At 58.3% G+C, this 25,918-nt stretch carries 27 protein-coding genes and 2 tRNA genes; 8 read left to right on the forward strand and 21 right to left on the reverse strand.

What is annotated here, in order from left to right:
- Positions 1-265 precede the first annotated feature (265 nt).
- The 3 genes from QRN55_RS09700 to QRN55_RS09710 form a co-directional block, all read right to left on the reverse strand.
- Entirely contained in the window at positions 266-511 is a 246-nt protein-coding gene (locus QRN55_RS09700) for a DUF982 domain-containing protein (RefSeq protein WP_233134562.1), read from the reverse strand.
- A 74-nt stretch (positions 512-585) separates the two neighbouring features.
- Positions 586-873: a hypothetical protein gene (locus tag QRN55_RS09705; RefSeq protein WP_284776530.1), complete on the reverse strand. Its 288-nt coding sequence runs from the start codon at positions 871-873 to the stop codon at positions 586-588.
- Between the two features lie 205 nt (positions 874-1,078).
- On the reverse strand, positions 1,079-1,348 hold the full coding sequence (locus tag QRN55_RS09710) for a hypothetical protein (RefSeq protein ID WP_111838144.1): 270 nt from the start codon (positions 1,346-1,348) through the stop codon (positions 1,079-1,081).
- Positions 1,349-1,616: 268 nt separating this feature from the next.
- Here QRN55_RS09710 and QRN55_RS09715 point away from each other — a divergent pair, with 268 nt between their 5' ends.
- From QRN55_RS09715 to QRN55_RS09730, 4 genes are all read left to right on the forward strand, one after another.
- Entirely contained in the window at positions 1,617-1,769 is a 153-nt protein-coding gene (locus QRN55_RS09715) for a DUF3309 family protein (protein WP_065701140.1), read from the forward strand.
- Between the two features lie 144 nt (positions 1,770-1,913).
- A tRNA-Cys gene (locus QRN55_RS09720) sits at positions 1,914-1,987 on the forward strand.
- A 197-nt stretch (positions 1,988-2,184) separates the two neighbouring features.
- Complete coding sequence (locus QRN55_RS09725; protein WP_233134561.1) at positions 2,185-2,856, forward strand: protein-L-isoaspartate O-methyltransferase family protein; 672 nt, start codon at positions 2,185-2,187, stop codon at positions 2,854-2,856.
- A gap of 217 nt (positions 2,857-3,073) precedes the next feature.
- Positions 3,074-4,045, forward strand: coding sequence for a PopZ family protein (locus QRN55_RS09730; protein WP_284776531.1), 972 nt, complete (start codon positions 3,074-3,076; stop codon positions 4,043-4,045).
- 386 nt (positions 4,046-4,431) lie between these two features.
- Here the strand turns inward: QRN55_RS09730 and QRN55_RS09735 are convergent, their stop codons facing one another.
- Positions 4,432-5,496, reverse strand: a complete 1,065-nt coding sequence (locus QRN55_RS09735) for an NAD(P)-dependent alcohol dehydrogenase (RefSeq protein ID WP_284776532.1) — start codon at positions 5,494-5,496, stop codon at positions 4,432-4,434.
- Between the two features lie 122 nt (positions 5,497-5,618).
- The gene (gene lipB / locus QRN55_RS09740) at positions 5,619-6,341 is read right to left on the reverse strand and encodes a lipoyl(octanoyl) transferase LipB (RefSeq protein ID WP_284776533.1); all 723 of its coding nucleotides are present in this window, start codon (positions 6,339-6,341) and stop codon (positions 5,619-5,621) included.
- Between the two features lie 188 nt (positions 6,342-6,529).
- Between lipB and QRN55_RS09745 the strand changes: the two genes are divergently transcribed.
- Positions 6,530-6,614: transfer RNA gene (locus QRN55_RS09745), tRNA-Leu, on the forward strand.
- Positions 6,615-6,709: 95 nt separating this feature from the next.
- Here the strand turns inward: QRN55_RS09745 and QRN55_RS09750 are convergent.
- The gene (locus QRN55_RS09750) at positions 6,710-6,967 is read right to left on the reverse strand and encodes a hypothetical protein (RefSeq protein ID WP_233134558.1); all 258 of its coding nucleotides are present in this window, start codon (positions 6,965-6,967) and stop codon (positions 6,710-6,712) included.
- Positions 6,968-7,079: 112 nt separating this feature from the next.
- Here QRN55_RS09750 and QRN55_RS09755 point away from each other — a divergent pair, with 112 nt between their 5' ends.
- Positions 7,080-8,234 carry a hypothetical protein gene (locus QRN55_RS09755; RefSeq protein WP_284776534.1) on the forward strand — a complete coding sequence of 385 codons (1,155 nt, stop codon included), beginning with the start codon at positions 7,080-7,082 and terminating at the stop codon, positions 8,232-8,234.
- Positions 8,235-8,361: 127 nt separating this feature from the next.
- Here QRN55_RS09755 and QRN55_RS09760 read toward each other — a convergent pair whose 3' ends face one another.
- From QRN55_RS09760 to QRN55_RS09770, 3 genes are all read right to left on the reverse strand, one after another.
- A complete protein-coding gene (locus QRN55_RS09760; protein WP_062449602.1) occupies positions 8,362-8,595 on the reverse strand; it encodes a BolA family protein in 234 nt (77 codons plus the stop codon).
- A 19-nt stretch (positions 8,596-8,614) separates the two neighbouring features.
- On the reverse strand, positions 8,615-10,849 hold the full coding sequence (gene purL / locus QRN55_RS09765) for a phosphoribosylformylglycinamidine synthase subunit PurL (RefSeq protein WP_284776535.1): 2,235 nt from the start codon (positions 10,847-10,849) through the stop codon (positions 8,615-8,617).
- Between the two features lie 122 nt (positions 10,850-10,971).
- A complete protein-coding gene (locus tag QRN55_RS09770) occupies positions 10,972-12,390 on the reverse strand; it encodes an aminotransferase-like domain-containing protein (protein ID WP_284776536.1) in 1,419 nt (472 codons plus the stop codon).
- A gap of 93 nt (positions 12,391-12,483) precedes the next feature.
- Here QRN55_RS09770 and QRN55_RS09775 point away from each other — a divergent pair, with 93 nt between their 5' ends.
- The gene (locus QRN55_RS09775; RefSeq protein ID WP_284776537.1) at positions 12,484-12,783 is read left to right on the forward strand and encodes a DUF1127 domain-containing protein; all 300 of its coding nucleotides are present in this window, start codon (positions 12,484-12,486) and stop codon (positions 12,781-12,783) included.
- An 11-nt stretch (positions 12,784-12,794) separates the two neighbouring features.
- Here QRN55_RS09775 and QRN55_RS09780 read toward each other — a convergent pair whose 3' ends face one another.
- From QRN55_RS09780 to purC, 4 genes are read right to left on the reverse strand one after another with little or no spacing between them, the layout of a single operon-like run.
- Positions 12,795-13,208, reverse strand: coding sequence for a hypothetical protein (locus QRN55_RS09780; RefSeq protein ID WP_284776538.1), 414 nt, complete (start codon positions 13,206-13,208; stop codon positions 12,795-12,797).
- 60 nt (positions 13,209-13,268) lie between these two features.
- A complete protein-coding gene (gene purQ, locus QRN55_RS09785) occupies positions 13,269-13,940 on the reverse strand; it encodes a phosphoribosylformylglycinamidine synthase subunit PurQ (RefSeq protein WP_112499737.1) in 672 nt (223 codons plus the stop codon).
- Positions 13,941-13,957: 17 nt separating this feature from the next.
- Positions 13,958-14,197: a phosphoribosylformylglycinamidine synthase subunit PurS gene (gene purS / locus QRN55_RS09790; RefSeq protein ID WP_112499738.1), complete on the reverse strand. Its 240-nt coding sequence runs from the start codon at positions 14,195-14,197 to the stop codon at positions 13,958-13,960.
- 17 nt (positions 14,198-14,214) lie between these two features.
- Entirely contained in the window at positions 14,215-14,979 is a 765-nt protein-coding gene (gene purC, locus QRN55_RS09795; protein ID WP_045230303.1) for a phosphoribosylaminoimidazolesuccinocarboxamide synthase, read from the reverse strand.
- 245 nt (positions 14,980-15,224) lie between these two features.
- Between purC and QRN55_RS09800 the strand changes: the two genes are divergently transcribed.
- Entirely contained in the window at positions 15,225-15,569 is a 345-nt protein-coding gene (locus tag QRN55_RS09800) for an ATPase inhibitor subunit zeta (RefSeq protein ID WP_284776539.1), read from the forward strand.
- A gap of 28 nt (positions 15,570-15,597) precedes the next feature.
- Here the strand turns inward: QRN55_RS09800 and QRN55_RS09805 are convergent, their stop codons facing one another.
- From QRN55_RS09805 to QRN55_RS09840, 8 genes are all read right to left on the reverse strand, one after another.
- On the reverse strand, positions 15,598-18,144 hold the full coding sequence (locus tag QRN55_RS09805; protein WP_284776540.1) for a sensor domain-containing protein: 2,547 nt from the start codon (positions 18,142-18,144) through the stop codon (positions 15,598-15,600).
- Between the two features lie 158 nt (positions 18,145-18,302).
- Positions 18,303-18,875 carry an RBBP9/YdeN family alpha/beta hydrolase gene (locus tag QRN55_RS09810; RefSeq protein WP_284776541.1) on the reverse strand — a complete coding sequence of 191 codons (573 nt, stop codon included), beginning with the start codon at positions 18,873-18,875 and terminating at the stop codon, positions 18,303-18,305.
- Positions 18,876-19,060: 185 nt separating this feature from the next.
- Positions 19,061-20,368 (reverse strand): adenylosuccinate lyase, encoded by a 1,308-nt coding sequence (purB, locus tag QRN55_RS09815; protein WP_112499740.1) that lies wholly within the window; start codon positions 20,366-20,368, stop codon positions 19,061-19,063.
- 124 nt (positions 20,369-20,492) lie between these two features.
- Positions 20,493-21,170 (reverse strand): ribulose-phosphate 3-epimerase, encoded by a 678-nt coding sequence (gene rpe / locus QRN55_RS09820; protein WP_284776542.1) that lies wholly within the window; start codon positions 21,168-21,170, stop codon positions 20,493-20,495.
- 130 nt (positions 21,171-21,300) lie between these two features.
- On the reverse strand, positions 21,301-22,374 hold the full coding sequence (locus tag QRN55_RS09825) for a branched-chain amino acid ABC transporter substrate-binding protein (RefSeq protein WP_284776543.1): 1,074 nt from the start codon (positions 22,372-22,374) through the stop codon (positions 21,301-21,303).
- A gap of 136 nt (positions 22,375-22,510) precedes the next feature.
- Positions 22,511-22,927 carry an NUDIX domain-containing protein gene (locus tag QRN55_RS09830; RefSeq protein WP_284776544.1) on the reverse strand — a complete coding sequence of 139 codons (417 nt, stop codon included), beginning with the start codon at positions 22,925-22,927 and terminating at the stop codon, positions 22,511-22,513.
- A 1-nt stretch (position 22,928) separates the two neighbouring features.
- Positions 22,929-24,425: a DEAD/DEAH box helicase gene (locus QRN55_RS09835; protein WP_233121167.1), complete on the reverse strand. Its 1,497-nt coding sequence runs from the start codon at positions 24,423-24,425 to the stop codon at positions 22,929-22,931.
- A 209-nt stretch (positions 24,426-24,634) separates the two neighbouring features.
- A complete protein-coding gene (locus QRN55_RS09840; protein WP_284776545.1) occupies positions 24,635-25,906 on the reverse strand; it encodes a M23 family metallopeptidase in 1,272 nt (423 codons plus the stop codon).
- Positions 25,907-25,918: the final 12 nt, after the last annotated feature.

Here is a 25,918-nt window from a genome sequence, read left to right on the forward strand (position 1 = left end):
TCTGTGGAAGAAGAACGTGCATAACTTAACGAAGTTCCGTGACACAGGCGTGAATTATGAAGATTTCGTGGCCGGGCGTCTGTGCAGGCGGCTCACATCACGACGAGCGCGAAAATCCAGTGCCCGACGATGCTGATGATAAGGCAGGCCAGAATGAGAATGAAAACGAATTTCTTCATGGATCTGCGTCACTCGGTGTTTTGATGTTCCTCAGGTCTTAGCGGCACGAGGCGCATATATTAAGAGAGGAAGTGCTGCTGCGTCATTATGACTTTACGTCAAGGCCCGCTTCCAGTGCGGCCTCGATAAAGGCCTGACGCGCATCTTCGGGTTTCTTTTTGCCCGCATCCACCGCTGCAAACACCAAAAGCGCGCGGTCGAGTTTCTCGCCGTCTTCTTCCGGCCAGTCTTCGATCAGCGCCCAAGATGCGGCCTGCGTCGATTCGATGCTGACGTAGACGCCGGGCTCTTCCAGCGCAACAAGAACCGGCTTTTTCCAAGGCGTCTGCATGATCGTTCTCGCTCGTTTCAAATCTGGAACCAGCGTTTAGAAGCTTATGCGGCGCTATTCAATGGGTAATCGGCTCAGTCATCACGCCCGAACAGGGACCAGTCACGCACGATGCGACGATCGATGATCCGCAACGAGCGATCCGGCTGGATCTGATAGGTCTCGATCACCCGATCATCGAAGCGGCGGAAATTATGGGTAAAGGTGCTGCCGATCGGAGACTTCGTCAGCTTCGTTCTCGGCTGACCCTTATAGGTGATGCTGCCGGGAATAGGCTCGACGTTGTAGGAAGAAACGGGCGTGGTGCAACCCACGAGGCCAAGCGCCAGTCCGGCACTCACGAATGCGGTGGTCAGTTTCATAACGCTCTCCGAAATGATTGGGGGTCTGATGAAATAAACTGGCGAAAGCGAGCGCAGTTCCATAGGCGACGCATCCGCGACGCGCAAACACCGAGCGAGTTGTGAAGTCAGCGCCCAATGTGGGCATTCGACATTTCGATTGCGCAAAAAAAGGCACGCCAGTCTGCTCAGCGTGCCTCGCATTACCTGTACTTGAAGGTTGACGTTATCGAATGATTACGCCGTATTCCTGTTGGCCGCTAGCCACGGGTGGGCGGTAACGGGGACCATTGCGCCATCCGCGGTCGTCACGGCTGTAGCGACCGTTATCCCGCCGCCAGTCACGGCGATCGTAGTCACGGTAGGAACGGTCACGGTCGTATGTGCGATAGGTGACGCCGGACGAATAATAACCGCTCCGGTATCCACGATCGTCCACGCACCCGCTAAGAATTCCGACCGATAAAAGGCAGATAGCTGCGCTCAAAAGTTTCATGGTGCTTCCTCTCCAATGACGGACTCTAACGTGCGCTGACGCATGCAGTTCCATTGGGTTGAAGAGTGCTGCAACTGCGCTTAACCGGAGGTGAACAGGTGGAAGGTCGCGTTAAGCCAATAGCAATCTCCACACGTCGATGAACGCAGCGGAACTAACCGCGATTTTATTTTCGCCACGGCGCAAAAGCTCCCCTTATACGGGAACTTTTTATCCGCCTAATCATTCATAAGAGACTGGAAACGCTCAACAACATTAGGAGGCCAGCATGCTCGGCACAATCCTCGTCATCCTGCTTATTCTCTTCCTCATCGGCGCGCTGCCCAATTGGGGTTTCCACAATTATGGATATGGCCTTTCGGGTGGCCTCGGGCTCGTTCTCGTGATCGTGCTGATTTTGGTGTTGCTGGGCCGCATCTAATCTCCCAAATAAAAGCCGCATCTTCCCACGAGCGAAGCTGCGGCTTTTCCACATAACTTCTTGCCCTTTTTCAAACCTACCCTATTGCACGAAAAATGGATTCGTTCTAAATCCCCGCCATAGCTTGAGCAATCAAGCTTGTGAGGCCTCGTGGCGGAGTGGTGACGCAGAGGACTGCAAATCCTCGTACCCCGGTTCAATTCCGGGCGAGGCCTCCAAATTTCAAATCCACTCCATAATCTTCTGAAACTCCAATAGAATTTTGGATGTTGGCCGACCCTGCTCACATTGTCCTATTTTTAACGTTGAGCGTGCGTGCTTGTGCTTGAAAGCTAAGGCGTGGCCAATTAAGACGGTAGGCAACGGCAGCCGTCATGTGTGGCTGCAATGAAGCTGATATTGAGGCGAAAACGACATGATGGATTTCGAAACCGCACGCGGCAAGATGGTGGACAGCCAGTTGCGCACGACAGATGTGACCTCGCATTCTGTATTGAAGGCGTTTCTGGCCGTGCCGCGCGAGGAGTTCGTTCCCGCCGGTGTGAAGCAGATCGCCTATGCGGATGAGGATTTGCAAATCTGTCCGGCCAAGGACGGGCGCGGCGCGCGCTATGTGATGAAGGCTTCTCCGCTGGCAAAGCTTTTGCAGCTTGCCGCTATCACCAAGGATGATGTGGTGCTGGAGATCGGCGCCGGGATGGGCTACGTCTCAGCCGTTCTGGGTGAGCTGGCCGGTTCGGTCGTTTCGTTGGAAAGCGACGAAGAGCTGAGCGCCAGTGCTAGCGCCAAGCTTGCCGCGCTGGGCTATGACAATGTCGCTGTTGTCACCGGCGAACTCTCTCAGGGCCACGCCGCTGAAGCGCCTTACGATGTCATCTTCGTCAACGGCTCCGTGGAGGAGGTGCCTGCTTCACTTCTCGACCAGTTGCGCGATGGCGGACGTTTGATTGCAGTTGTCGGTTACGGCAATTCGGCCAAGGCCGTCGTGTACCGACGCGATGGCAAGGGCACGTCTTCGACGGCGTTCTTCAATGCTTCGGTCAAGCCGGTGCCCGGTTTTGCCAAGGCGCGCGAATTCGTTTTCTAATCGAGGTTTAGCCTCTTCGCATGCTTTGATGCCGGGCCCCAACAGGTCCGGCATTTTTATTGGTTGCTCAAGCACGCGCGAAATAAAGCTGTGCAACAAGCAGCTTACTGCAAAGGTGTGGATTCATTTCTCGTCCACGGTGGCCTACACTGAGGGTGATTCGGAGTGTGCGTGTTTGCCTCCGATCCGACTTGAATGTGTAAATCGGGGATAAAGAATGGCTCAGCCCAGCGTCGCGCGCGAACCATCGATGGAAGAAATTCTGGCATCCATTCGCCGCATTATCGAAAGCAACGAGCCCGCATCTGGCGATGCGTTTTCTGCCCCTCTGCCTCCGGTTTACGATGAGGAAGAAGAGGCGGAGATGTCCTATTCCGCTGAGCTGGCAAGCCCGCCCGCCCATGTGCCGCCTGCCGCAAACCAGGGTTATGGCGCACGCCAGCAGCATGAGACTGGCATGTCTGAAGCCGTTGATATGGCCGCGTCCAATGCCGCAGAAAAGACGATGTCTCTGGCCGATGTTGCAGCGCGCGTTCGCGCAGCAGCAGATCGCAATGCATCTTTGGGGCCGCAGGGTTTCGCGACCCAACAGCGCGTGGCTGAGCCAGCGCCGCGAGCAGAGCCGACACACATGAACGAGCCAACGCCGTTCCCGCAGCCTGTGTTTCAGCAGGAACGCCCGGTACCACCGCCGCGCCCAACGGATATCCGCCCGCTGCTGAACGCAGCACCGACACCCCGCACGCAACCAGCGCCCCAGGCCCAGCCAGCACCGAGCCTGGTGCAACCCGCAGCAGCTCATGCACCGCAGCGGCCTCTGACCGTGTGGGAAACGATGGAGCTTCGTGGCCCCGTGGAGCCGGAACAGCCAGCGCCTGTCATGCCCGAACTCGTTGTACCGCAGCCTTTCGTTGCAGAACCAGAGCAGAAGCTGGAACCAGAGCAGAAGCCGGAAGAGACGGGTCTGTCGCTGAACCTCATTTCCGCTGCGGCCGGCGCACAAATCGCGCAGTCCTTCGGCGAGCTTGCCGAACTCTTCGACGGCGTGGAGCGCCCATCGGTCGAGCAGATGGCGCAGGACATGTTGCGCCCGATGTTGCAGGACTGGCTGGAAGATAATCTCCCAACGCTGGTAGAGCGTCTTGTGCGAGAAGAAATCGAACGCGTGGCCCGCGGCCCGCGCCGCTGAGACGTGACTAAGTCCGATTTGATTTGTGTAGACCCGGTGGTTGGAGACAGCTTTCGGGTTTTTGCTGTTTGGGAGGGGGGCTTGGCGCAGGGGCGGTATGTTTCTTCGTCATCCTCGGGCCTGTCCCGAGGATCTGCCACGTCGCATCCGCAGAAGCGTGGTTAGATCCTTGGGACAAGCCCAAGGATGACGTCAGAGGGTTTGTCATGGCCTGAGTTGTGTTGTCTTATTGCGCCGTCAAAGGGCGACAAATTTAATACGCGCGCAACTCGAAACAATATTCTGCCATAGTCAAAATCAAAAGCCGCGCCCGGTGCAGTACCTGACGCGGCTTTTTTCATTTTCTGACGTGCGAATCTTAACTACACGTCACACGTCCCGCAAAATCAGGCGGCCTGTTTTGGCAGGCTCTTCATGTCGATGACGAAGCGGTAGCGGACGTCGCTCTTGATCATGCGCTCGTAAGCTTCGTTGATCTGATCGATAGTGATCATCTCGATGTCGGCAGTGATGCCTTTTTCGGCGCAGAAATCCAGCATTTCCTGGGTTTCTGGAATACCGCCGATCATGGAGCCTGCGAAGGTCTTGCGGCCCGGGATGAGGCTGAAGGCGTGAACCGACAGTGGCTTTTCCGGGGCGCCGACCTGTACCAGTGCACCATCACGCTTCAAAAGAGCGAGGTAGGAATCGATGTTGTGGTCTGCTGCCACGGCGTCGATGATGAGATCGAGGCTGGAGGCGGCCTTCTTCATCTGCTCGTCGTCTTTCGACACGATGACTTCATGCGCGCCTAAACGCTTGGCGTCTTCTGCCTTGCCGGGGGAGGTGGTGATCATGACGACCGTCGCACCCATGGCGCTGGCGATCTTGACTGCCATGTGGCCAAGGCCACCGAGACCGACGACGCCGACGCGGGTGCCGGGACCGGCATTCCAGTGACGCAGCGGTGAGTAGGTGGTGATGCCAGCGCAGAGCAGGGGTGCTGCGGCTGCTGGATCGAGGTTTTCGGGAATGCTGAGGACGTAGCGGTCATCAACGACGACATGTGCGGAATAACCGCCCAGTGTATGTGCATCGCCACCCATGGCCTTGTCAGGCGCGTTGTAGGTGCCGGTCATGCCCTTTTCGCAATAATTCTCAAGGCCTTCGGCGCAGCTTGGGCAATCGCGGCAGCTATCGACGATACAGCCAACGCCGACGCGGTCCCCTGCCTTGAACTTGGTGACTTCGGCACCGATGCGGCCAACGCGACCGATGATTTCATGGCCGGGAACGCAAGGGTAGAGCGAACCGGCCCATTCGCCGCGCGCCGTGTGAATATCGGAGTGGCAGACGCCGCAGAATTCGATTTCGATTTCGACATCACGAGGGCCAGGATCGCGACGCTTGATGGTGGCGAGTTTTAGCGGCGAGGAGCCATCGTCGCAAGCATAGGCGGAAGTTGTGAACATTGAGATGTCACCTATTTTCTGGTTTATCGGATTGGGCAAACGACCGGATCGCGATCCGGGTTTTGAGCCCTGAAGAAACGTCCGTTGATACGGAAGGTTGCCTTCTGGCTGGGTGCCAGCCTTCAGGCCACTTCGTTTTCTGCCGGGCCGAAAACTTCCTCGAAAGCTTCGCGCAGCAGAATATCAACATCTTCCATCATAACCGGCAATCCCAGATCGACAAGGCTGGTGACGCCATATTGCGTGATGCCGCAGGGCACGATGCCGGAAAAATGCGTAAGGTCGGGCTCCACATTGATGGAAAGGCCATGGAAGCTCACCCATTTGCGCAGGCGAATGCCCAATGCCGCAATCTTGTCCTCGCTCATGCCGCCATCGAGCAGAAGCGGTTTTTCAGGACGACGCACCCACACGCCGACGCGGTCTTCGCGCCGCTCGCCCCGTACATTCATCTTGTCCAACGTGCGGATGATGACGTCTTCCAGTGCGGCGACATAGGCGCGCACATCCTGCTTCCGGCGTTTGAGGTCCAGCATGACGTAGACCACCCGCTGTCCGGGGCCGTGATAGGTGTATTCCCCACCGCGACCGGTGGCGAAGACGGGGAAGCGATTGGGTTCGATCAGGTCGCTGGCATCGGCGCTGGTACCAGCCGTGTAGAGGGGCGGGTGCTCCAGAAGCCAGACAAGTTCATCCGCTTCGCCTGCTGCAATGGCTGCAACCTGCCGCTCCATCTCGGCGACGGCCTCTTCATAGGGCACCAACCCCTCGGAGATTCGCCAGCGAACGGCGGCGGAACCTTCCTGCGGGAACATGTTTGTCTGGATGTCGGTGCGTGTCAGCATGAAAATGTCCTTTCCACAGCCTTCTCGCAGAATGATTTCCAGGCCGCAAGCCCGGCATTTGCGGGCTTCTTTCATATAGGAACGACGGGCCTGATTTTTAATTTCAAAAATCTGTCATGACGCTCTTGTGCACCCAAAGTGCTTTTGGTACATGCACCTTCGTCGGCGCAAGTCGGATCTACCACGATGCGGTCGTGGCGGAATTGGTAGACGCGCAGCGTTGAGGTCGCTGTGGGGCAACCCGTGGAAGTTCGAGTCTTCTCGACCGCACCAAAGAAACCCGCTTCGGCGGGTTTTTTCTTTTTTACCAATATGTTTTCGGCGTTTGTTAAAGTGCCACGCAGCCGGTTTCCGGTGGTGCCAGCGCCTCAGCGCTGGCGGCTTCTGGCCGCAGCGGTGCGGCGTTTGCTGACCTGTTTTTTGGCAGGGCGGGCTTTGGTGGCGCGGGTTGTTGTCTTGCCGAGAGCTGCTTCGAGAATGCCTCCCAGAATACCGCCTGCAACTGACGTGCTGGCTTTCGCCCGACGCTTGGTACGCCGTGTTTGTCTCACGCCGGTCTTCTTGAGAATTTCGGACATCGCACCTTTGACGACGCCACTGATGAGTTGGTCAACTATTTTTGACAATGGGGCCTCTTATGCTGCTGGCTGCCTATAAAATGTCACCATTTAGAATATAGCTGCGGCGCTCAATGTATCAAGCGATCCTTTCGTGGTTGCCGTTCAAGGATTGCTTCTGATGGCGAAGGTTTCGTCGCGACTCGTCTTTTATTTTCCGGGCTTCGATCCACTGGATGCGGCTGCGCATCATCGCCGTTATCAGCGCAGTGCCGCGCAATCCGCAAAGACCTTCGGCGTGGATTTCGCCGTTGGCGACGTGGTGGCGACGGAGGCGGGGCAGCGGGTCGATATTGCGGCGGTGCATGGTGGTGATACCACGCAGACCGCGCTTTACATCCACGACCATAACGCGCTGATTTCGCAGCTTCGCGCCGCATCGATCTGGAAACAGATTGCACTGGGTTTCAAGGCGGGGGCGGGGATTATCGCTGAAGGCGGTGCTCTGGCCTATTTTCGCCATGCCTGGCGTTTCGGACTGTTTTTCCTGTTTCCGTTCCTGCTGATTGCAGCAGGGATTGCTGCCGCAGTGCTGATTGCGGCATTGCCCTGGCTGGCGGGTTTCTCGCCCCTTTGGTGCCTGATCGGCGTTCCTCTCGGCTATCTGTTTTTCGTAAAGGGCGTTATGCCGTTTTCGGAGCGCTTTCATACCCTGCATCTGTTCGCCGACTGGCGCTTTGCGCTGGCCGTAGGGCGGGATGAGCCGATGGCACGGGATTGGATCGATACGGTGGCGGCAAAGGTCCTCCTTGCCCTCCAGCAGCCCTCGCAGGAGGTTCTGTTCGTATCCCACAGCATGGGCGCCAGTCTGGCGCTGGCGGTTGCGGGCAGGGTGCTGCAGCAGAAGCCGGACGCCTTCGATGGACGCGCTGTTTCCTTCGTCACGCTGGGTGGCGCGGCACTGCAATGCGCCTTGCTGAAAAGTGCTGCACGGCTGCGCAAAAGCATCGGCATTGTCGCGCAACATGGAGATGTGAACTGGTTCGACATTCAGTGTCTGACCGACCCGATCCATCTCTATAAGTGCCATACGGCAAAGCTGACGGGCCATCCCGATGCCCGACAGCCGAAAATCGTGCCGATCCGCTTCAAGCATTCGATGTCCGAGGAACGCTATGGCAAGAACCGGCGCAATTTTCTGCGCATGCACCGGCAATATGTGCTGGGTTCCGACCGTAAGTCCGGGTTTGATTTCACGCTGATGACGGCAGGTCCGCTGCCCGCGGCGTCGTTCGCGGATTTGCGTTCCGACACGCCACCGGACATGTTTCGGTAGAGCAATTTAGGTTGCCACTCACTCCGTCATACTGGCTCAAGGCCGGTATGACGGAGGTTAACTGGACAATGTATAAGGCCTGCGCGAGGGGTTCGCGCAGGCCTTTGATCTTTAACTCGGACGTTGATTATTCCGGTGCTGATGTCTGCAAGGCGAGAGCATGCAGGACGCCGCCCATATTGCCCTTCAAGGCGTCATAGACCATCTGGTGCTGCTGCACGCGGCTTTTGCCCTTGAAGGCTTCGGCCACGACTTCTGCCGCGTAGTGATCGCCGTCACCGGCCAGATCACGGATGGTTACCTTTGCGCCGGGAATTCCGGCTTTGATCATGTCCTCAATGTCGCCAGGCTTCATGGGCATGGTGTTCACTCCTCAATTCTTATTCTGCAGCGGCGAGAAACTCGCCATCCATGAAGTGAGGGAACCATGATTCATAGGCGTTGCGCAATTCATTAATCTCGACTGCGCGCGCGGTACCCAGCTTTACGGCAGAGCCACCGGTCTTGCCTATTACAGTGACGGAAACGCCAGCCGCAGCGGCACGTGATTTCACCGTTTCGAGGTCCGCATGGCGAATAGTCAGCACGTAACGGCCCTGATCTTCGCCGTAGAATGTCGCGACGGGGTTGTGGCCTTCGACCGCATCCACTGTGGCACCGATATCCGATGCGATGGCCATTTCGGCAACCGCAAGAGCGAGGCCGCCGGACGAGCAATCGTGGACGGCAGTCGTCAATCCATCGGTGATGACTGAGCGAACGAAATCACCGGTCTTCTTTTCATGCGCTAGATCCACATGCGGAGCAGGGCCATCGGTGCGGCCATGGACGTCGCGCATGTAGACGGACTGCGCGATGTGGGTGCCCAAACCGTCGGGTGCGCCTGCCAAAAGAATGACCTCATCGCTGGCAGCGAAGCGGATGCGCGCCATCTTGGCCCAATCGGCCAACAGACCGACGCCGCCTATGGTTGGCGTCGGTAGAATCGCCTGACCGTTGGTCTCGTTGTAAAGCGAGACGTTGCCGGACACGATCGGGAATTCGAGCGCGAGGCATGCTTCGCCAATGCCTTTGATGGCATGGACGAGCTGGCTCATGATCTCAGGCTTTTCGGGGTTGCCAAAGTTCAGGTTATCGGTTGCGGCCAGCGGCAACGCGCCTGTAGCCGTGATGTTGCGCCAGCATTCGGCCACGGCCTGCTTGCCGCCTTCGAAAGCATCTGCTTCGACATAGCGAGGGGTCACGTCGGACGAGAAGGCGAGTGCCTTGGTGGCGTGGCCTTCGACGCGGACCACACCGGCGTCACCGCCCGGCAGCTGAAGCGAGTTGCCCTGGATGAGCGTGTCGTACTGCTCGTAAACCCAGCGGCGAGACGAGTTGTTGGCGGAACCGACGAGCTTCAGCAGCGCATCGGCAACATCGGCGTCCGGCACGTCATTTTGCGCCAGCGGTGCAGGTACCTTGGCGGGCGTCCATGGGCGGTCATATTCCGGGGCTTCGTCGCCGAGTTCCTTGATCGGCAGGTTGGCGACTTCTTCGCCATTGTGCAGAACGCGGAAGCGCAGGTCGTCTGTCGTCTTGCCGACGATGGCGAAATCCAGACCCCACTTGACGAAAATCGCCTTTGCGACCTCTTCCTTGGAAGGCTCGAGCACCATGAGCATGCGCTCCTGGCTTTCCGACAGCATCATTTCGTAAGCGGTCATACGCTCTTCGCGAACCGGAACCTGATCAAGGTTCAGCTCGATCCCGAGGTCACCCTTGGCACCCATTTCGACGGCGGAGCAGGTGAGGCCAGCGGCACCCATATCCTGAATGGCGATGACGGCGCCTGTCTTCATCAGTTCAAGGCAGGCTTCCAGCAGGCACTTTTCGGTGAAGGGGTCGCCAACCTGAACGGTGGGACGCTTCTCCTCGATGGATTCGTCGAACTCGGCAGATGCCATGGTCGCGCCGCCGACGCCATCACGGCCCGTCTTTGCGCCGAGATAAACGACCGGCAGGCCAACGCCCTTGGCTTCCGAGAGGAAGATGGCGTCGGATTTTGCGAGGCCCGCTGCGAAGGCGTTGACGAGAATGTTGCCGTTATAGCGGGCGTCGAACTCGACTTCGCCGCCGACCGTCGGAACGCCGAAGGAGTTGCCGTAACCGCCGACACCGGCGACGACGCCAGCCACGAGGTGGCGGGTCTTCGGGTGATCGGGTGCGCCGAAGCGCAGGGCGTTCATGGCGGCGATGGGGCGCGCGCCCATGGTGAAGACATCGCGCAGAATGCCGCCGACGCCGGTCGCTGCACCCTGATAGGGCTCGATGTAGGAGGGGTGGTTGTGGCTTTCCATCTTGAAGACGACGACATCGCCATCATCGATATCCACGACGCCTGCGTTTTCGCCGGGGCCCTGAATGACGCGTGGGCCTGTGGTCGGCAGCGTCTTCAGCCACTTCTTGGAAGACTTGTAGGAGCAGTGCTCGTTCCACATGGCGGAGAAGATGCCAAGCTCGGTAAAGCTCGGTTCGCGTCCGATGAGGTCGAGGATGCGCTGGTATTCATCGGGCTTGAGCCCATGGGATGCAATGAGTTCCGGGGTGATCTGGATATGATTTGGAAGTGTCATAGGTCTCACGGGGTTCGAGCCGGTACGGGAGTTTCCGGTTCTTTACCGCAAGAGACGGGAAGGTGCGACAGGAAAATGTCCTGATGCCCGGGCAAAATCAGTCTTCACCCCAGTTTTTGCTGTCAGGCCACGCCTTCATACCCGGCAGAGCCGTTGTCCAGGAGTTGCCGCAGAATGCCGAAAGCGTCTGTCAGCTCTTCGCGGGTTCTCGGTGCGGAAAAACTGATGCGGACGCGGTGGAAGACCTTTTCCGAGCGTCCGGCTTTGAACTCATCCTCGTCATCGATGAGAATGCCTTCCTTCATGGCCGCACTGCGGAAGGTTCCCGAAAGCCACGGTTCCGGCAGCTTGAGCCAGAGGAAGGGAATGTCCGGCATCGAATTGAATTCGAAACTGGCAAAGGCCTTGCGGGCGATCAGTTCGCGGGCATTGATCTCGTCTGTGACGTCTCTGCGGATGTCATGCGCATCGCCGCTATTGACCATGCGGGCACTGAGTTCCGCCAAGAGGAAGGGCAAGCCGCCGGTCATCATGGCGTGGGAAATCCGGATGCGCGTAGCGAAATTCGACGGGCAGGAGACCCAGCCTCCACGCACACCAGCAGACACGGACTTCGACAGGCCGCCCACGACGAAGGTGAGGTCGGGCGCGAATTGCGCAATCATCGGCGGCTGGCTGCTGACCATCGCGCCGTAGAGATTGTCTTCGATGATCCAGACATTGTAGCGGTGAGCGATATCGGCAATGGCGCGACGGCGCTCCTCGGGCAACACGGCGCAGGTCGGGTTCTGGCCTGTCGGCATGAGGAAGATCATTTTCGGGTGCTGCTGTGCGCAGACCCGCTCGAAATCGTCGGGGATGATGCCCTGTTCGTCGCTCTCCACCACAGACGCACGGCGACCGGCCAGAATGGCAGCGCGAGCAATCTGGGAATAGGTGACGGGCTCGAACACGATCCTGTCGCCCGGCGAGGTCATGGCGGTGATGATGCCCATGATGGCCGCATGCGCACCCAGCGTAGGAACAATGTTGTCGACCATCGGTGACCAATCGCCCTGGCTCAGCCAGCGAACACCCGCCTGTGCCCACTCCGGCGGGAACGCTCTGATATAATCGGCGATCTTTGGAGAGCATTCCTTTACGATATCGGCGATGTGCCGGTCGATCAGCAGGTTCTGGCCGATATCGGGAGCGGCTGTCGTGTTCAGCCGATATTTGTTGGGTGTTTCGGCGCTTGGCCGCGTGCCGCCCAAATCAGAGACCGCATGGTCCGGCTTCGTCGCGGGCCGGGGTGTCTCGCTTGCATTGACATAGGTACCACGTCCGACTTCGCCGCTGACGAGGCCGCGCTCGTGGATCAGCGCGTAGGCGCGGCTGATCGTGCCGATTGTCACCCCCAGATCGAAGGCGAGATTTCGCTGCGGCGGCAGTTTGGTCCCAGGCGGCAGGGTGCCTTCTGATATGGCGGTTTCAATATGGTCGGCAAGTCGTACGTAAATCGGACCGGTGCCTTGCGATAAATCTGGAAGCCAATTTGTCATGGTGACAATTTATGCATTGTACTCGTTCTCGAGTCAATTGTATTGATTGTTTCAATTGAATGATTTCTGAAAAAAATCCCGAAGGGGTACAATATGCGCAAGTTGGATCAATATCTCTCGACAATAGATACAATGTACCCGGATAGCTATGCGCGGGAGCGTGTTTTCCGGGATGATGGCGATATGGTCAACCCTGCGCCATTTCAGGCCGAGCCACGCACCGTCTTCGAGCGGCTGTTGGGTGTAATCGGCCAATGGCAGCGTAAGCGTAACACCCGTCTGGCACTGCGTGAACTGACCGCAGAGGAATTGGCAGACATTGGGATTACGCGGCAGGATGCAATGCGCGAGTTTTCCAAGGCAAGCCTGTTCTCACTGCCGCGCTCGTTCTGAGGTCGCGTGGATCAGCAGCCCTTGCCGCCATTCGCCCAACGCTTCACATCGGCGGAGATGCGCGCGGCATGGGGCTCGTTCATAGCAGGACCGAAGGCGTCCAGTTTGGCCGGGTTGCCTTCCGCATGCACGACGAGCATAGGGCGGGATTCCGGGCTGTTGCGCGGCACCAGTAGAATGCGGGGACGACCGGAGAAGGAGTTGAGCTCAGGCGCGAGGCGGTAGGCTTTGAAGGCCGGGTCGCCTGACTTGAACCAGCAGGCATTGGCACCCAACGCCACACGTTCCATAACAGGCAAGGCTGCCTGCGAGGACGATGAGGACGAAGCGGCCGGTTTTCTTTCGGACTGACAAGCTGCGAGAGACAGCGCAATGAGGCCGAGGCCTGCAATGTTGAGTGCGTAACGACGGGGCAGGCGGTTCATCGCTTCAATCCATGACTGGGAGAGATCATAAAGCCGGGTATATCCCGGCTTTATTAACAATTAAGCTGCGATGACGCCGAGAGCGGAGGCGAAGAGGCCGCGACCGTCATTGCCGCCGTGGGCGGCTTCGATGAGGTTTTCCGGGTGCGGCATCATGCCCAGTACATTGCCCTTGGTGTTGATCACACCGGCAATGTCGTTGAGCGAACCATTCGGATTGGTGCCTTCGGCATAACGGAACACGACCTGGCCGTTATCTTCGAGTGCCTTCAGTTGTTCCTGGTCCACGAAGTAGTTGCCATCGTGGTGGGCGACAGGCGAGCGGATGATCTGGCCCTGGTCGTAGGCGCGGGTGAATTCTGTGTCGTTGTTGACGACTTCGAGCTTCACTTCACGGCAGACGAATTTGAGCGATGCGTTGCGCATCAGGGCGCCCGGCAGCATGCCGGCCTCGACGAGAATCTGGAAGCCGTTACAAACACCCAGAACCTTCACGCCCTGTTCGGCCTTTTCACGGATGGCCTGCATGACGGGCATGCGCGCGGCAATGGCACCGCAACGCAGGTAGTCACCATAGGAGAAGCCACCGGGGATGACGATCAGGTCGACATCGGGAATCTCGGTTTCCGTTTGCCAGATGGTGACGGGTGCCTTGCCGGAAATCCGTGTCAAAGCCGCGATCATGTCACGGTCGCGATTGAGGCCCGGAAGCTGGACGACTGCGGATTTCATGGGGCGGCTCCTGAGCGTCAGAGAATAGCGATAGAGTAGTTTTCGATCACCGTGTTGGCGAGCAGCTTTTCGCACATCGCCTTCAGGTCGGCTTCGGCTTTTGCCGCGTCGCCGTTCAGTTCCAGATCGAAGACCTTGCCCTGACGGACCTGGCCGACGCCATCGAAACCGAGGCTGCCGAGCGCGCCTTCGATTGCCTTACCCTGCGGATCGAGAACGCCGTTCTTCAGCGTAACAGTCACCCGTGCCTTGATCACCTGTTGCTCTCCTGAATTTACTTGACCAGAACCGGGCCGGTGCCACGGATCGGTTCATTTTCGTTGATGATGCCGAGACGGCGCGCGACTTCCGAATAGGCTTCCAGAAGCCCACCCATATCGCGGCGAAAACGGTCCTTGTCCATCTTTTCCTGCGTCTCGATGTCCCACAGGCGGCAGCTATCTGGGGAAATCTCGTCGGCCAGAATGATGCGCATCATATCGCCTTCGTAAAGGCGACCGCATTCGATCTTGAAATCGACCAGCTGAATGCCGACGCCGAGGAAAAGGCCCGACAGGAAGTCGTTGACGCGGATGGCGAGCGCCATGATGTCATCGAGTTCCGCAGGGTTCGCCCAGCCGAATGCGGTGATGTGCTCTTCGGACACCATCGGGTCTTCGAGCGCGTCGGACTTGTAATAGAACTCGATGATGGAGCGCGGCAGAACCACGCCTTCATCGATACCCAGCCGTTTGGAGAGCGAGCCAGCGGCGACATTGCGCACGACGATCTCAAGCGGGATCATCTCCACTTCCTTGATCAACTGCTCGCGCATGTTGAGGCGGCGGATGAAGTGCGTAGGAATGCCGATCTTGTTGAGGTGCGTGAACAGATATTCCGAAATACGGTTGTTCAGAACGCCCTTACCATCGATGACTTCGTGCTTTTTCTTGTTGAAGGCAGTTGCGTCGTCCTTGAAGAACTGGATGAGAGTTCCTGGCTCTGGACCTTCGTAAAGGATCTTGGCCTTGCCTTCGTAAATACGGCGGCGACGGTTCATATCAGCAAATCTCTTGGTTGGCGCCGGTGGGCGGCGTTTGTTTCGTGTCTTTAGGCGGTCCCATAACGGAAAAGAAGCAATTCCACAATGAGGCACGGAGCGTTCGCTTCAATTGTGGCCTTTGCGTGTGTCTTCTGCGAGAGCCGTCCTGCGTGATTACGCTTTTTCAACAGTTTTATTTTACAACAGAGACGTCCCAGCGAAGAGGACGAAAATAACAATCTAATAAAAACCGGGGTGAAATTATGTTTGCATTGAAAGAACGTGGTAAAGCACTCGAAAATATTTATTTCAACGAAGAGTATGTAACTTTTCGTCTTCACGCCATGCGCAACAAGCTGGTCGGTCTTTGGGCAGCGGCGTTGATGAAGAAGGAAGATGCAAGCGCCTATGCTAGCGAACTGGCGGGCTGTGCGGTCAGCGGCAATGAGGACGAGGCCGTTTTTCTGAAGTTGCATGCCGATTTCGAGCAAGCCGCCGTGGCCGTGGCCGATAATGAAATTCATGACCGCATGCGCGACTTGCTAAACGCTGCCGCCCAAAGCCTGCGTGAGGGAATGGCGGAAACCCAGGCGAAAGCCGCAGCCTGACCATCCAAAGTTTCAGTCAGCCGCCACTCTATTCGCCTCCCGGCAGATTGGCGGCTTTTCTACGCGCCTTCGGTCGCATGTGCGTTGCTGCCGATCGCCAACCCTCGGCGGCAACGAAAGCCGGGACCTGATCCCGGGGGATCGGGCGGCACAGGGCATAGCCTTGTAGCGAATCGCAGCCCATCTCCTGCAAGATGCGGATATGCTCTGCTGTTTCCACACCTTCCGCCACGACCTTGATGCCCAGCGAGTGGCCGATATCGATTATGGAGCTGAGCAGCTTGCGCTGTTCTGCCGACTCAGGTGTGAGGCGCACGAGCTCCCGGTCCACCTTCAGAGTGCTGGGGCTGACTTTCAGAAGACTGATGATCGAGGCGTGGCCGGTGCCGAAGTCGTCGATTTCGATATCGATGCCCAGCGCGCGCAACTTCTGCATATTGGAAATGGCGATGTCGTTGCTGTCATCCAGGAAGATGGATTCCAGCAGCTCGAAGGAGAGCGTTCCAGGCTCGATATCCAGCCGGTCCAGCGTGTCCGTCAGCGCGGGATCGTGCAGACGCCGGGCTGATACGTTGACGGAAACCGTGGGAATGGCCATGCCTGCCGCTTTCCACAGCTTGAAATCGGCCAGCGCCTTTTCGAGAATGATGCCGTCGATGGTCGCCACGGCGTCGAGGTCTTCGGCGACGGCCAGAAACTTGTCCGGTGTCAGAATGCCCTCAATGGGGTGGTTCCAGCGGGCTAGCGTTTCAACGCCGGAAATATCAAGCGTCTTGGCGTCGAACTGAAACTGATAGTAGGGCACGAATTCGTCCCGCTCCAGCGCCGTCAGAATTTCGTCCGAGACGCGCTTGGTGTTGATCAGCCAATCCTGCGTGTCGGCGGAGAAGAATTCATAGCGGTTACGACCACGTTTCTTGGCGTTGTAGAGCGCGATATCGGCGTTGAGCAGCACCTGCTTGTAATCGATGTCATCGCCGATGCCGCAGGCAATGCCAATGCTGGCGCCAAACCGGCATTCATGCCCTTCATGCAGAACCGGCTTCCGCAGCTCCTTGATCAGCCCGTCGGCCATGGCCGCCACTCTTCGGGTGTTGCCGTTGAAGGGCGACACAAAGACGAATTCATCACCGCCGATGCGTGCCGCGAACTCGTCCGCTTTCAGGTTTTCGCGTAACAGATCGGCGACATGCTGCAGCATGACATCGCCGGTGCGGTGTCCCAGCGTGTCGTTGATCTGTTTGAAGCGGTCGAGATCGATGTGGAGGATGGCAATGCCGCGTTTGTTCTCGGCTGTTCCCGGCACGCGGCGCTCCAGCACGTCGTCCAGATAGCGGCGGTTTGGCAGGTCCGTCAGATAGTCATGCATCGCATTGTGTTCGATGCTCGCTCTTGCCGCTTCAAGCTCGAGGTTGCGGGCTTCCGCCAATGTCTTGGCGCGCTCCAGTTCGTGGCGAAGCTGCACATCCGCCGTCACGTCCCAATTGACGCCGATCATCTTCTTGCGGCCATCGATATCGAAGAAAGGAAGCGAACGGGCGCGAATGTAGCGCAGGGAGCCATCCGGCAGAATGACGCGGTAGTCTTCGGAGAAGGGCTGAAGTTCTTCGATCTTGTTCGAAACGTTCTTACCGACCCGCTTCAAATCGTCCGGGTGAACGCGCGATTCCCACAGGCCGCCGATCTTGACGGGCGTGCTGGGATCGACCTGGTACATTTCGTACATGCGCTCGTCCCAGATGGTTTCTCCCTCGTCGAAATCGACTTCGAAGACGCCGACCTGCGAGGCTTCGAGCGCCACCTTCAGATGGCGCGAAATGCGCTCCATGAGGTGTTCGGTGGCCTTGCGGTCGGACACATCCGTATCGGTGCCGACGATCCGAACCGGCCTGCCGTATTCATCGCGCTCTATGCAGGCCCCGCGACATTCGATCCAGACCCAGTGGCCATCCTTGTGCCGTTCCCGGTACTGGAAGGCGGTATAGGCGGGATCGCCAGCATTCTGCCGTTCTATGCAATGCAGCGTGTGTTCCCGGTCATCCGGGTGCAGCAAATCCACCCATTTGTTGTAATCGGTTTCGACCGACTCGTGTGGCGCCAGGCCACGAATGGCCTTCCAGGTATCCGAACCGTACATCGCACCGGTGACGAGGTTTTGGTCCCATACACCCGACACGGAGCTGACGAGCGCGCTGTTCCAGCGGCTTTCGCGAAAGGCGATTTCTTTTTCCCGATGTCGCTGCTCGGTGATATCTGTGAATTGAGCCAACGTTCTGGCACGGGCGCCGGTACCGACCGCGCTTAAAGACAGGACCGCGTAACGATCCACAGTGCCGGTGCCGTGCAACCGGGCCTCCAGCGCCGCCGACGAGACCTCCGGCAGCGTCGCTAGCGCCTCTGTTACACCCACGTGGTCATCGGTGTGGATGAAGTCCAGCAGATGGCCTGGGGTGTCGCAGGAGGCGGCCATATTGAAATTGGCCGGAACGAAGACGATATCGCCACTGGCCCGAAGATGGAGGACGGGAACGGGCAGAGCTTCAAGAATATCTTTCAGCAACAGATCTTGGTTCACGCGATCCTGCCATATGTTCAATCGATTAAAATAGCGCACGGGCGTACGCCGTCAATTCGCACCCTATTCTCGCAGACTTAAGTCGCAGTTAAAAGGGACGTGCAAAAAAATGTGCGTCGCAAGTTAGGGTCGTGAAATATTTGAAATTTCTAATGAAATTACTTGGAGAAACCGGCAGGTGGTTTCAGCTTGCTGATAAACTGCGCAAACACCATCGTACCCTCCGGCCACGGACCATGACCGGACTCGGTGTTGATGTGGCCGGACATGCCCGCATCGATCAATGTCGAGCCCCAGGCATTGGCGATATCGCCCGCATGCTCATAGGTGCCGAAGGGGTCGTTCTGGCTGGCGATGGTGATGGTCGGGAAGGGCAGGGGATCGCGAGGATATGGACCGAATGTCATGAGATGTTTCGGGCGAATATCCGGGTTTGCCACATCCGGCGGGGCAACGAACATCGCACCAGCAATCTTGTCCTTGATCTGCGGCAGTGCATGCATAACGGTCGGCACGCCGAGGGAGTGCGCGACCAGCACGACCGGCTTGGTGCAGGCATTCACTTCCTCGATCAGCTTTGCCACCCAGTCATCCTTGACCGGCTTTGTCCACTCCGCCTGCTCGACACGACGAGCCGTGGACAGCTTTTCTTGCCAACGGCTTTGCCAGTGTTCAGGGCCGGAATTGGTGTAACCGGGAACGATGAGGATATCTGCTTCAGATGCTTTCATGCCGCATATCTCGGTGTGATTGTGGGTGGAATCAAGGTGGCGGTTTGTGTAGTGACGGTAAATCCTTTCTCCGTCATCCTCGGGCTTGTCCCGAGGATCTACCCACGTCGCATCCGCAGAAGCGTGATTAGATCCTCGGGACAAGCCCGAGGATGACGGAAGAAAGAATGAAAGTCTTTCGACCTTTAAGCCTTTCCGAACACGCGATTGAAAATCGTGTCCACATGCTTGGTGTGATAGCCCAGATCGAACTTCTCGCGGATTTTTTCTTCTGGCAGCGCGGCGCGGACTTCTTCGTCGGCGAGCAGCTCTTCCAGGAAGTCCTTGCCTTCTTCCCAGACGCGCATGGCGTTGCGCTGGACGAGCCGGTAGGAATCTTCACGCGAGACACCGGCCTGCGTCAGTGCCAGGAGAACGCGCTGGGAGTGAACGAGGCCGCGGAACTTGTTCATGTTCTTGAGCATGTTGTCCGGGTAGATCACCAGCTTTTCGACGACGCCTGCCAGACGGTTCAGCGCAAAATCGAGCGTGATGGTCGTGTCGGGGCCGATGGCGCGCTCCACGGAGGAGTGGCTGATATCGCGCTCGTGCCACAGGGCAACGTTTTCCATGGCCGGAACCACCGACATACGCACCAGACGCGCAAGACCCGTGAGGTTTTCGGTCAGCACAGGATTGCGCTTGTGCGGCATTGCCGACGAGCCCTTCTGGCCGGGAGAGAAGAACTCTTCGGCTTCCAGAACCTCGGTGCGCTGCATGTGGCGGATTTCGATGGCGACGTTTTCGATGGACGAGGCGATGACGCCCAGCGTCGCGAAGAACATGGCGTGGCGGTCACGCGGGATAACCTGCGTGGAGACAGGCTCCGGCGCGAGACCCAGCGCCTTGCAGACATGCTCCTCAACGGACGGATCGATATTGGCGAAGGTGCCGACCGCGCCGGAGATGGCACCTGTGGCGATTTCTGCACGGGCTGCGACGAGGCGGGCGCGGTTGCGGTCCATCTCGGCATAGAAGCGGGCAAAGGTCAGGCCCATCGTCGTCGGTTCGGCATGGATGCCGTGGCTGCGGCCGATGCGGACGGTGTCCTTGTGTTCGAAGGCGCGGGTCTTCAGCGCTGCCAGAACGCGGTCCATATCGGCGATCAGCAGATCGGCTGCGCGCACGAGCTGGATGTTCAGCGTCGTGTCCAGTACGTCTGAGGATGTCATGCCTTGGTGGATGAAGCGGCTGTCAGGGCCGACGAATTCTGCCAGATGCGTGAGGAAGGCGATGACGTCGTGCTTGGTGACGGCTTCGATCTCGTCAATGCGCGCGACATCGAATTCCGCAGCGCCGCCCTTTTCCCAGATGGTCTTGGCCGCATCCTTGGGGATAACGCCGATTTCGGCCAGCGCGTCGCAGGCATGCGCCTCGATTTCGAACCAGATGCGGAATTTTGTTTCCGGCGACCAGATTGCGACCATTTCCGGTCGGGAATAACGAGGGATCATAGCAATGACTTTCTCTCAGGAAGGAATATTTCTGCCCCTTTAGCAAAGTGTCCCGATAATCTCAACGCATAGCGCGTGTGAGGGTTAAGCGGTGGCAGGGCAAGGCCGCCGCTTTAGACGAAGGTCAGGTGCGGCCTTTTTCGGCAGCGGTTCTGACGGCGCTGACCATCTTGCGATAGTCTTCCGTGCCGTCGCCCTTGAAGATGGCAGAACCGGCGACCAGCACGTTTGCGCCTGCGGCAATCGCGCTGCCTGCTGTGTCGATGGTGATGCCGCCATCGACCTCAAGCTCGATAGGACGGTCGCCGATCATCGCCTTGGCTGCGCGGATTTTGTCCAGCATGGCAGGGATGAATTTCTGCCCACCGAAGCCGGGATTGACGCTCATGATGAGGATGAGGTCGACATCATCGAGCACGTTTTCCAGAACCGACAGCGGCGTTGCCGGATTGAGCGTGACGCCGACCTTCTTGCCGAGCGCGCGGATGGTTTGCAGCGAGCGGTGCAAATGCGCACCCGCTTCGGCATGAACGGTGATGCCATCACACCCAGCCTTGGCGAAGGCTTCGAGATAGGGATCGGCGGGGGCGATCATCAGGTGACAATCGAAGAACGCTTCACTGTGCGGGCGCAGCGCCTTGATCACATCAGGGCCAAAGGAGATGTTCGGCACGAAATGTCCGTCCATCACATCCAGATGAATCCAGTCGGCACCCGCTGCCGTCACATCGGAGACTTCCTGACCGAGTTTCGCAAAATTGGCAGCAAGGATGGAGGGGGCAATTCTGACGGGGAGGGTCATCTGCAAAAGCTCCTGAACAAGAATGCGGGATCGCGACCCGAGGCAAGAAGCCTCATCTGCCATCGATCTCCTGTGGCGGGCATTTAACACCGATGCGCGGGATCAACAATCACCGCGCGGGCAATTGTGGTCAGCGTTCGGCGCGGTCCACAGGAACGAAGGCCGTGCCATTCCACTTCTGCAAGCGGTAGGGATTGGCCTGAAGCTCGTGGCGGTCGGTAAAGGTGATCTGGCCAATCGCGGTGTCAAACGGCGTGCCGATCATCAGCGTCGGCGCGGGCTTGTCCTGCGCTTCCACCAACTCGTTCAGCTTTGCGGTGATCTGCGTTGCGGCGAATGCTGGCAGGACATAGCCCTCGGGCTCCACATTGGCGGCCCTCAATTCCTTCACCGCCTCGGAGGCAGATGGCAGAGCGGCATAATCCGGCGTGGTGATGGCAAGGACGCCGGGCTGCAAGGCAACGGGGCTGTTGGCCGCCCTCATCGTGTCACCGGACATGATGGTCAGCGTAGCCTTCTCTGCGGCCACGTCGCGGGCGATAGTGGCGACATCATTGCGCTCGGCGGCGATAAAGGCATGGGTGATGCCGGTGCGGCTGAGACGCCTGACCAGCGCGACCTGCTGCTCCTGGGACGGGCGCATGGTATCGGTGAAGGTCGGCTTCAGGCCGGATTCTTCCAGCCTGGTGCGAATGCGGTCCACGAGTTCGCGGCTGTAGATCGTGCCGTCATCGATGAGCCCGAAGGAGTGGCCTTTCCAGTCCCGCAGCATAACTTCGATGGCAGCGTCGGACTCGGCAGCATCGGACGGGCCAAGACGGAACAGCGGCAAGCCACGCTTCAACGTGTCTTCCATCAGGCCGGAGGCGCGGCTGGACAGGGTGATGGCTGGAATGGCTGCGTTCTTGAGCGTCGGGAGGGCGTCCTGCAATGTCTCTGTGCACAGGAAGCCGACGACGACGCTAACTTTGGCGGCAACCAGCCCATCGGCAATGGCGCCACCGCTGCCTTCTTCGCAGCTTTCGTGAATTTCCATGACATCGAGGCCAGCCTTGGCCGCTGCGATCTTCACGCCCTGGCGAATTTGCAGGCCCAGCATCTCATAGGCACCATTCTGCGGCGCGACGACACCAATGGTGGCGGCACTTGCTGTGCCGGCAAAGGTGACACTGGCAGCAATGATGAGCAGGCGAAATAATGGCATCGGGCGGCTGTTGTCCTCTTCCTGTCCTGCGATGTTTATCGACACAGAACCGTTTACAAAAGAGGCAATGCTTTCGAAAAGGCGCCAGCAGGACGAATTTTGGCGTATTTTCAGCAATGTAGGGGCTCCGTGACCCTCACGCGCTCCGCTTGCGCAGATGGCGGAACGCATCCTGTGCGAAAAGCGACAGTGGCTGCGGGGCGTCATCCATGTCGAACCAGCCCATATCGGACAATTTGTCGGGCTCTGTCAGGCTCGGCTCGCCCTTCACGTCATGGGCGAGATAAATGAGCGACAGCCAGTGCTGGCCATCCTCTGGAATGATCTGTTCGCTGATGCAGAGGAATGTCACGTCGCCGATGGCAAGGCCGGTTTCTTCTTCGGCCTCGCGCTTGGCGGCTATGGCGGCGGGCTCCATATGGTCCACCTTGCCGCCGACGATGTTCCAGTGGCCTGCTTCGGGCGGATTGACCCGCTTGTAGAGCAGCACCTTTCCGTCCCGTTCAATGACGAGGCCGGAACCGACACCCGGAAAATGAGTGCCGGGTTTCATATCAGGCTTTCGCGCTTGCCACGATCAGCATGAACGCAGGAATGTCATCGCCGAAGCCGACAGGTGTCGGGCCGTCGTCGTAATCCCGGTAGTGACGACGGCGATTGTCGTCGTTTGCGGGAGGCGTCGTGTTGTGGTTCCGCTCGAAATTGCGAGGTGCTCTTTCTTGCTTGCGCTCTGCCTTCAACTTTTCGCCTCCGTTTGCCGCAACTTCAACGATGGCGGCTGGCTGAATGATCTTTTCTTCGACTTCTATCTGTGGTGCGGCTTCGCGACGATTTCTGTCGCGGCCACGTCCCCGTGGTTCCTTTTCCTTGCCACGGCGCGGACGCTCGGCAGCAAAGCTTTCCATCGGGGCAGGCAGTTCGGTCAGGTCGCCGCTAAGCCACTCGATCTTTTCACCGATCAGCTTCTCGATGGCGTCCAGATACTTGGTGTCACGACGGTTGACGAGGGTGAAGGCAGCGCCGGAGCGGCCTGCACGGCCCGTACGACCGATGCGGTGGACATAGTCTTCCGCATGGATCGGAACGTCGAAGTTGAAGACGTGGCTAACATCGGGGATGTCTAGACCGCGTGCAGCAACGTCGGATGCGACGAGCAGGGTGATCTGGTTATCCTTGAAGCCCGCAAGCATCTTCGTGCGCGAGTTCTGGTCCATGTCGCCATGCAAAGCGCCGACCGAGAAGCCGTGACGTTCCAGCGAACGGAACAGATCGGCGACATCCTTCTTGCGGTTGCAGAAGATGATCGCGTTCTTGAGTTCCGTCTGAGCGTTTATGAGATCGCGCAGAATGGCGCGCTTCTCGTAATCCTTGTCATGCGTGGCGACGATGCGCTGCGTCACGGTCTTTGCTGTCGAAGAGGGCTTGGCCACTTCGATGCGAACCGGGTTCTGCAGGAAGCGGTCGGCCAGCTTCTGAATCTCCGGTGGCATGGTGGCCGAGAAGAACAGGGTCTGACGTGTAAAGGGAATCATCTTCGCGATGCGTTCGATATCGGGGATGAAGCCCATGTCGAGCATGCGGTCGGCTTCGTCGATCACAAGGATTTCGACACCGGTCATCAGCAGCTTGCCACGTTCGCAATGGTCCAGCAGGCGGCCGGGGGTGCAGATCAGAACGTCTGCGCCGCGCTCCAGTTTGCGGTCCTGTTCATCGAAGGACACGCCGCCGATGAGGAGAGCCACGTTCAGCTTGTGATTTTTGCCGTACTTTTCGAAGTTCTCAGCAACCTGCGCCGCGAGTTCGCGCGTCGGCTCGAGAATGAGGGTTCGCGGCATTCTTGCGCGCGCACGGCCTTTTTCGAGAAGGGTCAGCATCGGCAGCACAAAGGATGCGGTCTTTCCCGTACCCGTTTGCGCGATGCCGCAAATGTCGCGTCGTTCCAGCGCTGGCGGGATCGCACCTTCTTGAATAGGTGTCGGTGTCGTGTAGCCGGCACTTTCGATAGCAGAAAGAACTTTTTGGCTCAGGCCAAGATCAGAGAATGTTGTCAAAGGAAAAACTGTTTCCGTGTTGGTTCGAAAAGAACACTTAGCTGTCATAACGGCGACGCCGTAGACCGGTAGCGGCGGAATAGGCCGAATTGGCAAGAAAGTCAAGGAAACAGGGATTTATCCCAAAATAATACAGGTTGCCGCACTGATTGCAGTGAGACTGGCAATTGTATCGGTATCAATAACCAAGTCGCGCATTGGCGACTGTTCTATTGAAGATAGGTTTTTAGCTCGGTTCCGGCAACCAGAAACCGCATCGGATCGACCGGATTGTCATTCAGGCGTACTTCGTAATGGACATGCGGGCCTGTCGAACGACCGGTACTGCCGGCTTTTCCGAGAACATCACCCAGTGCGACCTTGTCGCCTTCCTTGACCAGAATTTGTGACATATGGCCGTAGCGGGTGGTGATACCCTTGCCGTGATCGACCTCGACCATATTGCCGTAACCGCCGGAAAACCCGGCGCTAATGACCGTTCCGGCACCTGTCGTGTGGACGTCGGCGCCCGTTTCGGCGACGAAATCCACACCGGCATGCAAAGCGAGGCGTCCGAGGAAGGGATCGATCCGGTTGCCGAATCGGCTGGATATCTCGCGACCGGGGGCAGGGTTGCCGAAAGGAAGTGCCACGGCTGCGCCGCGCACGCTTTCCAGACGGTTCAGGGCGTCGTCGAGATTGCTCAGCGATGTCTCGAAGGTTTCGACGCTACCCGTCATCGGCTCGACAAAGGGGCCGCCGATATTTTCACTCGATTTGTCGTCGATCTTGATGCCGGTGCTGCGGATGATATCCGCCATGGCATCTGCCTTGCTGGCGGCACCCGTGGTCAGCGAAGCGATTCGGCTTAACTGATCGTTTTCGACCTCGCTCAGCGAAGCGACCATTTTGGCAAGGCTGCGTTCTGACAGTTTGTCGCTTCTGGTGCCGTAACCGAGGCTGCCCTTGAGGGCGGTTGCCGACGATGGCGGGGCCATCAGGTGTTCGATCGCGCTGGAAGCGCCAGACAGGCTGGCGCGCTTGTCTGCGGAATAGGCGTTGACGGGGCGGCTATCGACCGGCGTTTCGGACAGGCCGGATTTCTCGGCCCGTTCGAGCAACTCGCTCATGCGACCGTGGCGTGAGGTGAGGGCGTTCTGCTGTTCCAGAAGCTTCTCGACCTTGCGCTCCACCACTTGCTGGTCAAGAAGCTGTTTGGATGTGACGCGGTCCACTTGCGCGCGCAACGCGGCGATGCGATCTTCATATTCGCGCTGAATACGTGACTGGCGGGCAATCGTCGCGCCGACCAGATCGTCCCGCAAAATCAGATAGGCGGTGGAGCCGATGTAACCGACGCTGAGGAGGCCTGCGAGGCACAGTGCCGTTGCGGCAAGCCAGGGACGGACGGTGATGTGGCGAACCTTTTCGCCACTCGCCAGAATGAGAACGTGCTGCTGGCGCTTTTTGCCAAAGGCCAGGTTTTTACCCGCTTCCGTCAAAATCCACCTCCA

Origin of the sequence: Agrobacterium sp. lyk4-40-TYG-31, assembly GCF_030209855.1 — a bacterium.
Classification (GTDB): domain Bacteria; phylum Pseudomonadota; class Alphaproteobacteria; order Rhizobiales; family Rhizobiaceae; genus Agrobacterium; species Agrobacterium vaccinii.

Excerpts from the sequence above, each read along its gene's own strand:
- purB (WP_112499740.1), bottom strand. The coding sequence starts at position 20,368 with ATGATCCCTCGTTATTCCCGACCGGAAATGGTCGCAATCTGGTCGCCG.
- QRN55_RS09770 (WP_284776536.1), bottom strand. The coding sequence starts at position 12,390 with ATGACAAATTGGCTTCCAGATTTATCGCAAGGCACCGGTCCGATTTAC.
- rpe (WP_284776542.1), bottom strand. The coding sequence starts at position 21,170 with ATGACCCTCCCCGTCAGAATTGCCCCCTCCATCCTTGCTGCCAATTTT.
- purC (WP_045230303.1), bottom strand. The coding sequence starts at position 14,979 with ATGAACCGTCGCCGCCGTATTTACGAAGGCAAGGCCAAGATCCTTTAC.
- QRN55_RS09825 (WP_284776543.1), bottom strand. The coding sequence starts at position 22,374 with ATGCCATTATTTCGCCTGCTCATCATTGCTGCCAGTGTCACCTTTGCC.
- purQ (WP_112499737.1), bottom strand. The coding sequence starts at position 13,940 with ATGAAATCCGCAGTCGTCCAGCTTCCGGGCCTCAATCGCGACCGTGAC.
- QRN55_RS09730 (WP_284776531.1), top strand. The coding sequence starts at position 3,074 with ATGGCTCAGCCCAGCGTCGCGCGCGAACCATCGATGGAAGAAATTCTG.
- QRN55_RS09830 (WP_284776544.1), bottom strand. The coding sequence starts at position 22,927 with ATGAAACCCGGCACTCATTTTCCGGGTGTCGGTTCCGGCCTCGTCATT.
- QRN55_RS09755 (WP_284776534.1), top strand. The coding sequence starts at position 7,080 with ATGGCGAAGGTTTCGTCGCGACTCGTCTTTTATTTTCCGGGCTTCGAT.
- QRN55_RS09725 (WP_233134561.1), top strand. The coding sequence starts at position 2,185 with ATGATGGATTTCGAAACCGCACGCGGCAAGATGGTGGACAGCCAGTTG.
- QRN55_RS09700 (WP_233134562.1), bottom strand. The coding sequence starts at position 511 with ATGCAGACGCCTTGGAAAAAGCCGGTTCTTGTTGCGCTGGAAGAGCCC.
- QRN55_RS09800 (WP_284776539.1), top strand. The coding sequence starts at position 15,225 with ATGTTTGCATTGAAAGAACGTGGTAAAGCACTCGAAAATATTTATTTC.
- QRN55_RS09735 (WP_284776532.1), bottom strand. The coding sequence starts at position 5,496 with ATGTTCACAACTTCCGCCTATGCTTGCGACGATGGCTCCTCGCCGCTA.
- QRN55_RS09760 (WP_062449602.1), bottom strand. The coding sequence starts at position 8,595 with ATGCCCATGAAGCCTGGCGACATTGAGGACATGATCAAAGCCGGAATT.
- purL (WP_284776535.1), bottom strand. The coding sequence starts at position 10,849 with ATGACACTTCCAAATCATATCCAGATCACCCCGGAACTCATTGCATCC.
- QRN55_RS09705 (WP_284776530.1), bottom strand. The coding sequence starts at position 873 with ATGAAACTGACCACCGCATTCGTGAGTGCCGGACTGGCGCTTGGCCTC.
- QRN55_RS09775 (WP_284776537.1), top strand. The coding sequence starts at position 12,484 with ATGCGCAAGTTGGATCAATATCTCTCGACAATAGATACAATGTACCCG.
- lipB (WP_284776533.1), bottom strand. The coding sequence starts at position 6,341 with ATGCTGACACGCACCGACATCCAGACAAACATGTTCCCGCAGGAAGGT.
- QRN55_RS09780 (WP_284776538.1), bottom strand. The coding sequence starts at position 13,208 with ATGAACCGCCTGCCCCGTCGTTACGCACTCAACATTGCAGGCCTCGGC.
- QRN55_RS09710 (WP_111838144.1), bottom strand. The coding sequence starts at position 1,348 with ATGAAACTTTTGAGCGCAGCTATCTGCCTTTTATCGGTCGGAATTCTT.
- QRN55_RS09810 (WP_284776541.1), bottom strand. The coding sequence starts at position 18,875 with ATGAAAGCATCTGAAGCAGATATCCTCATCGTTCCCGGTTACACCAAT.
- QRN55_RS09715 (WP_065701140.1), top strand. The coding sequence starts at position 1,617 with ATGCTCGGCACAATCCTCGTCATCCTGCTTATTCTCTTCCTCATCGGC.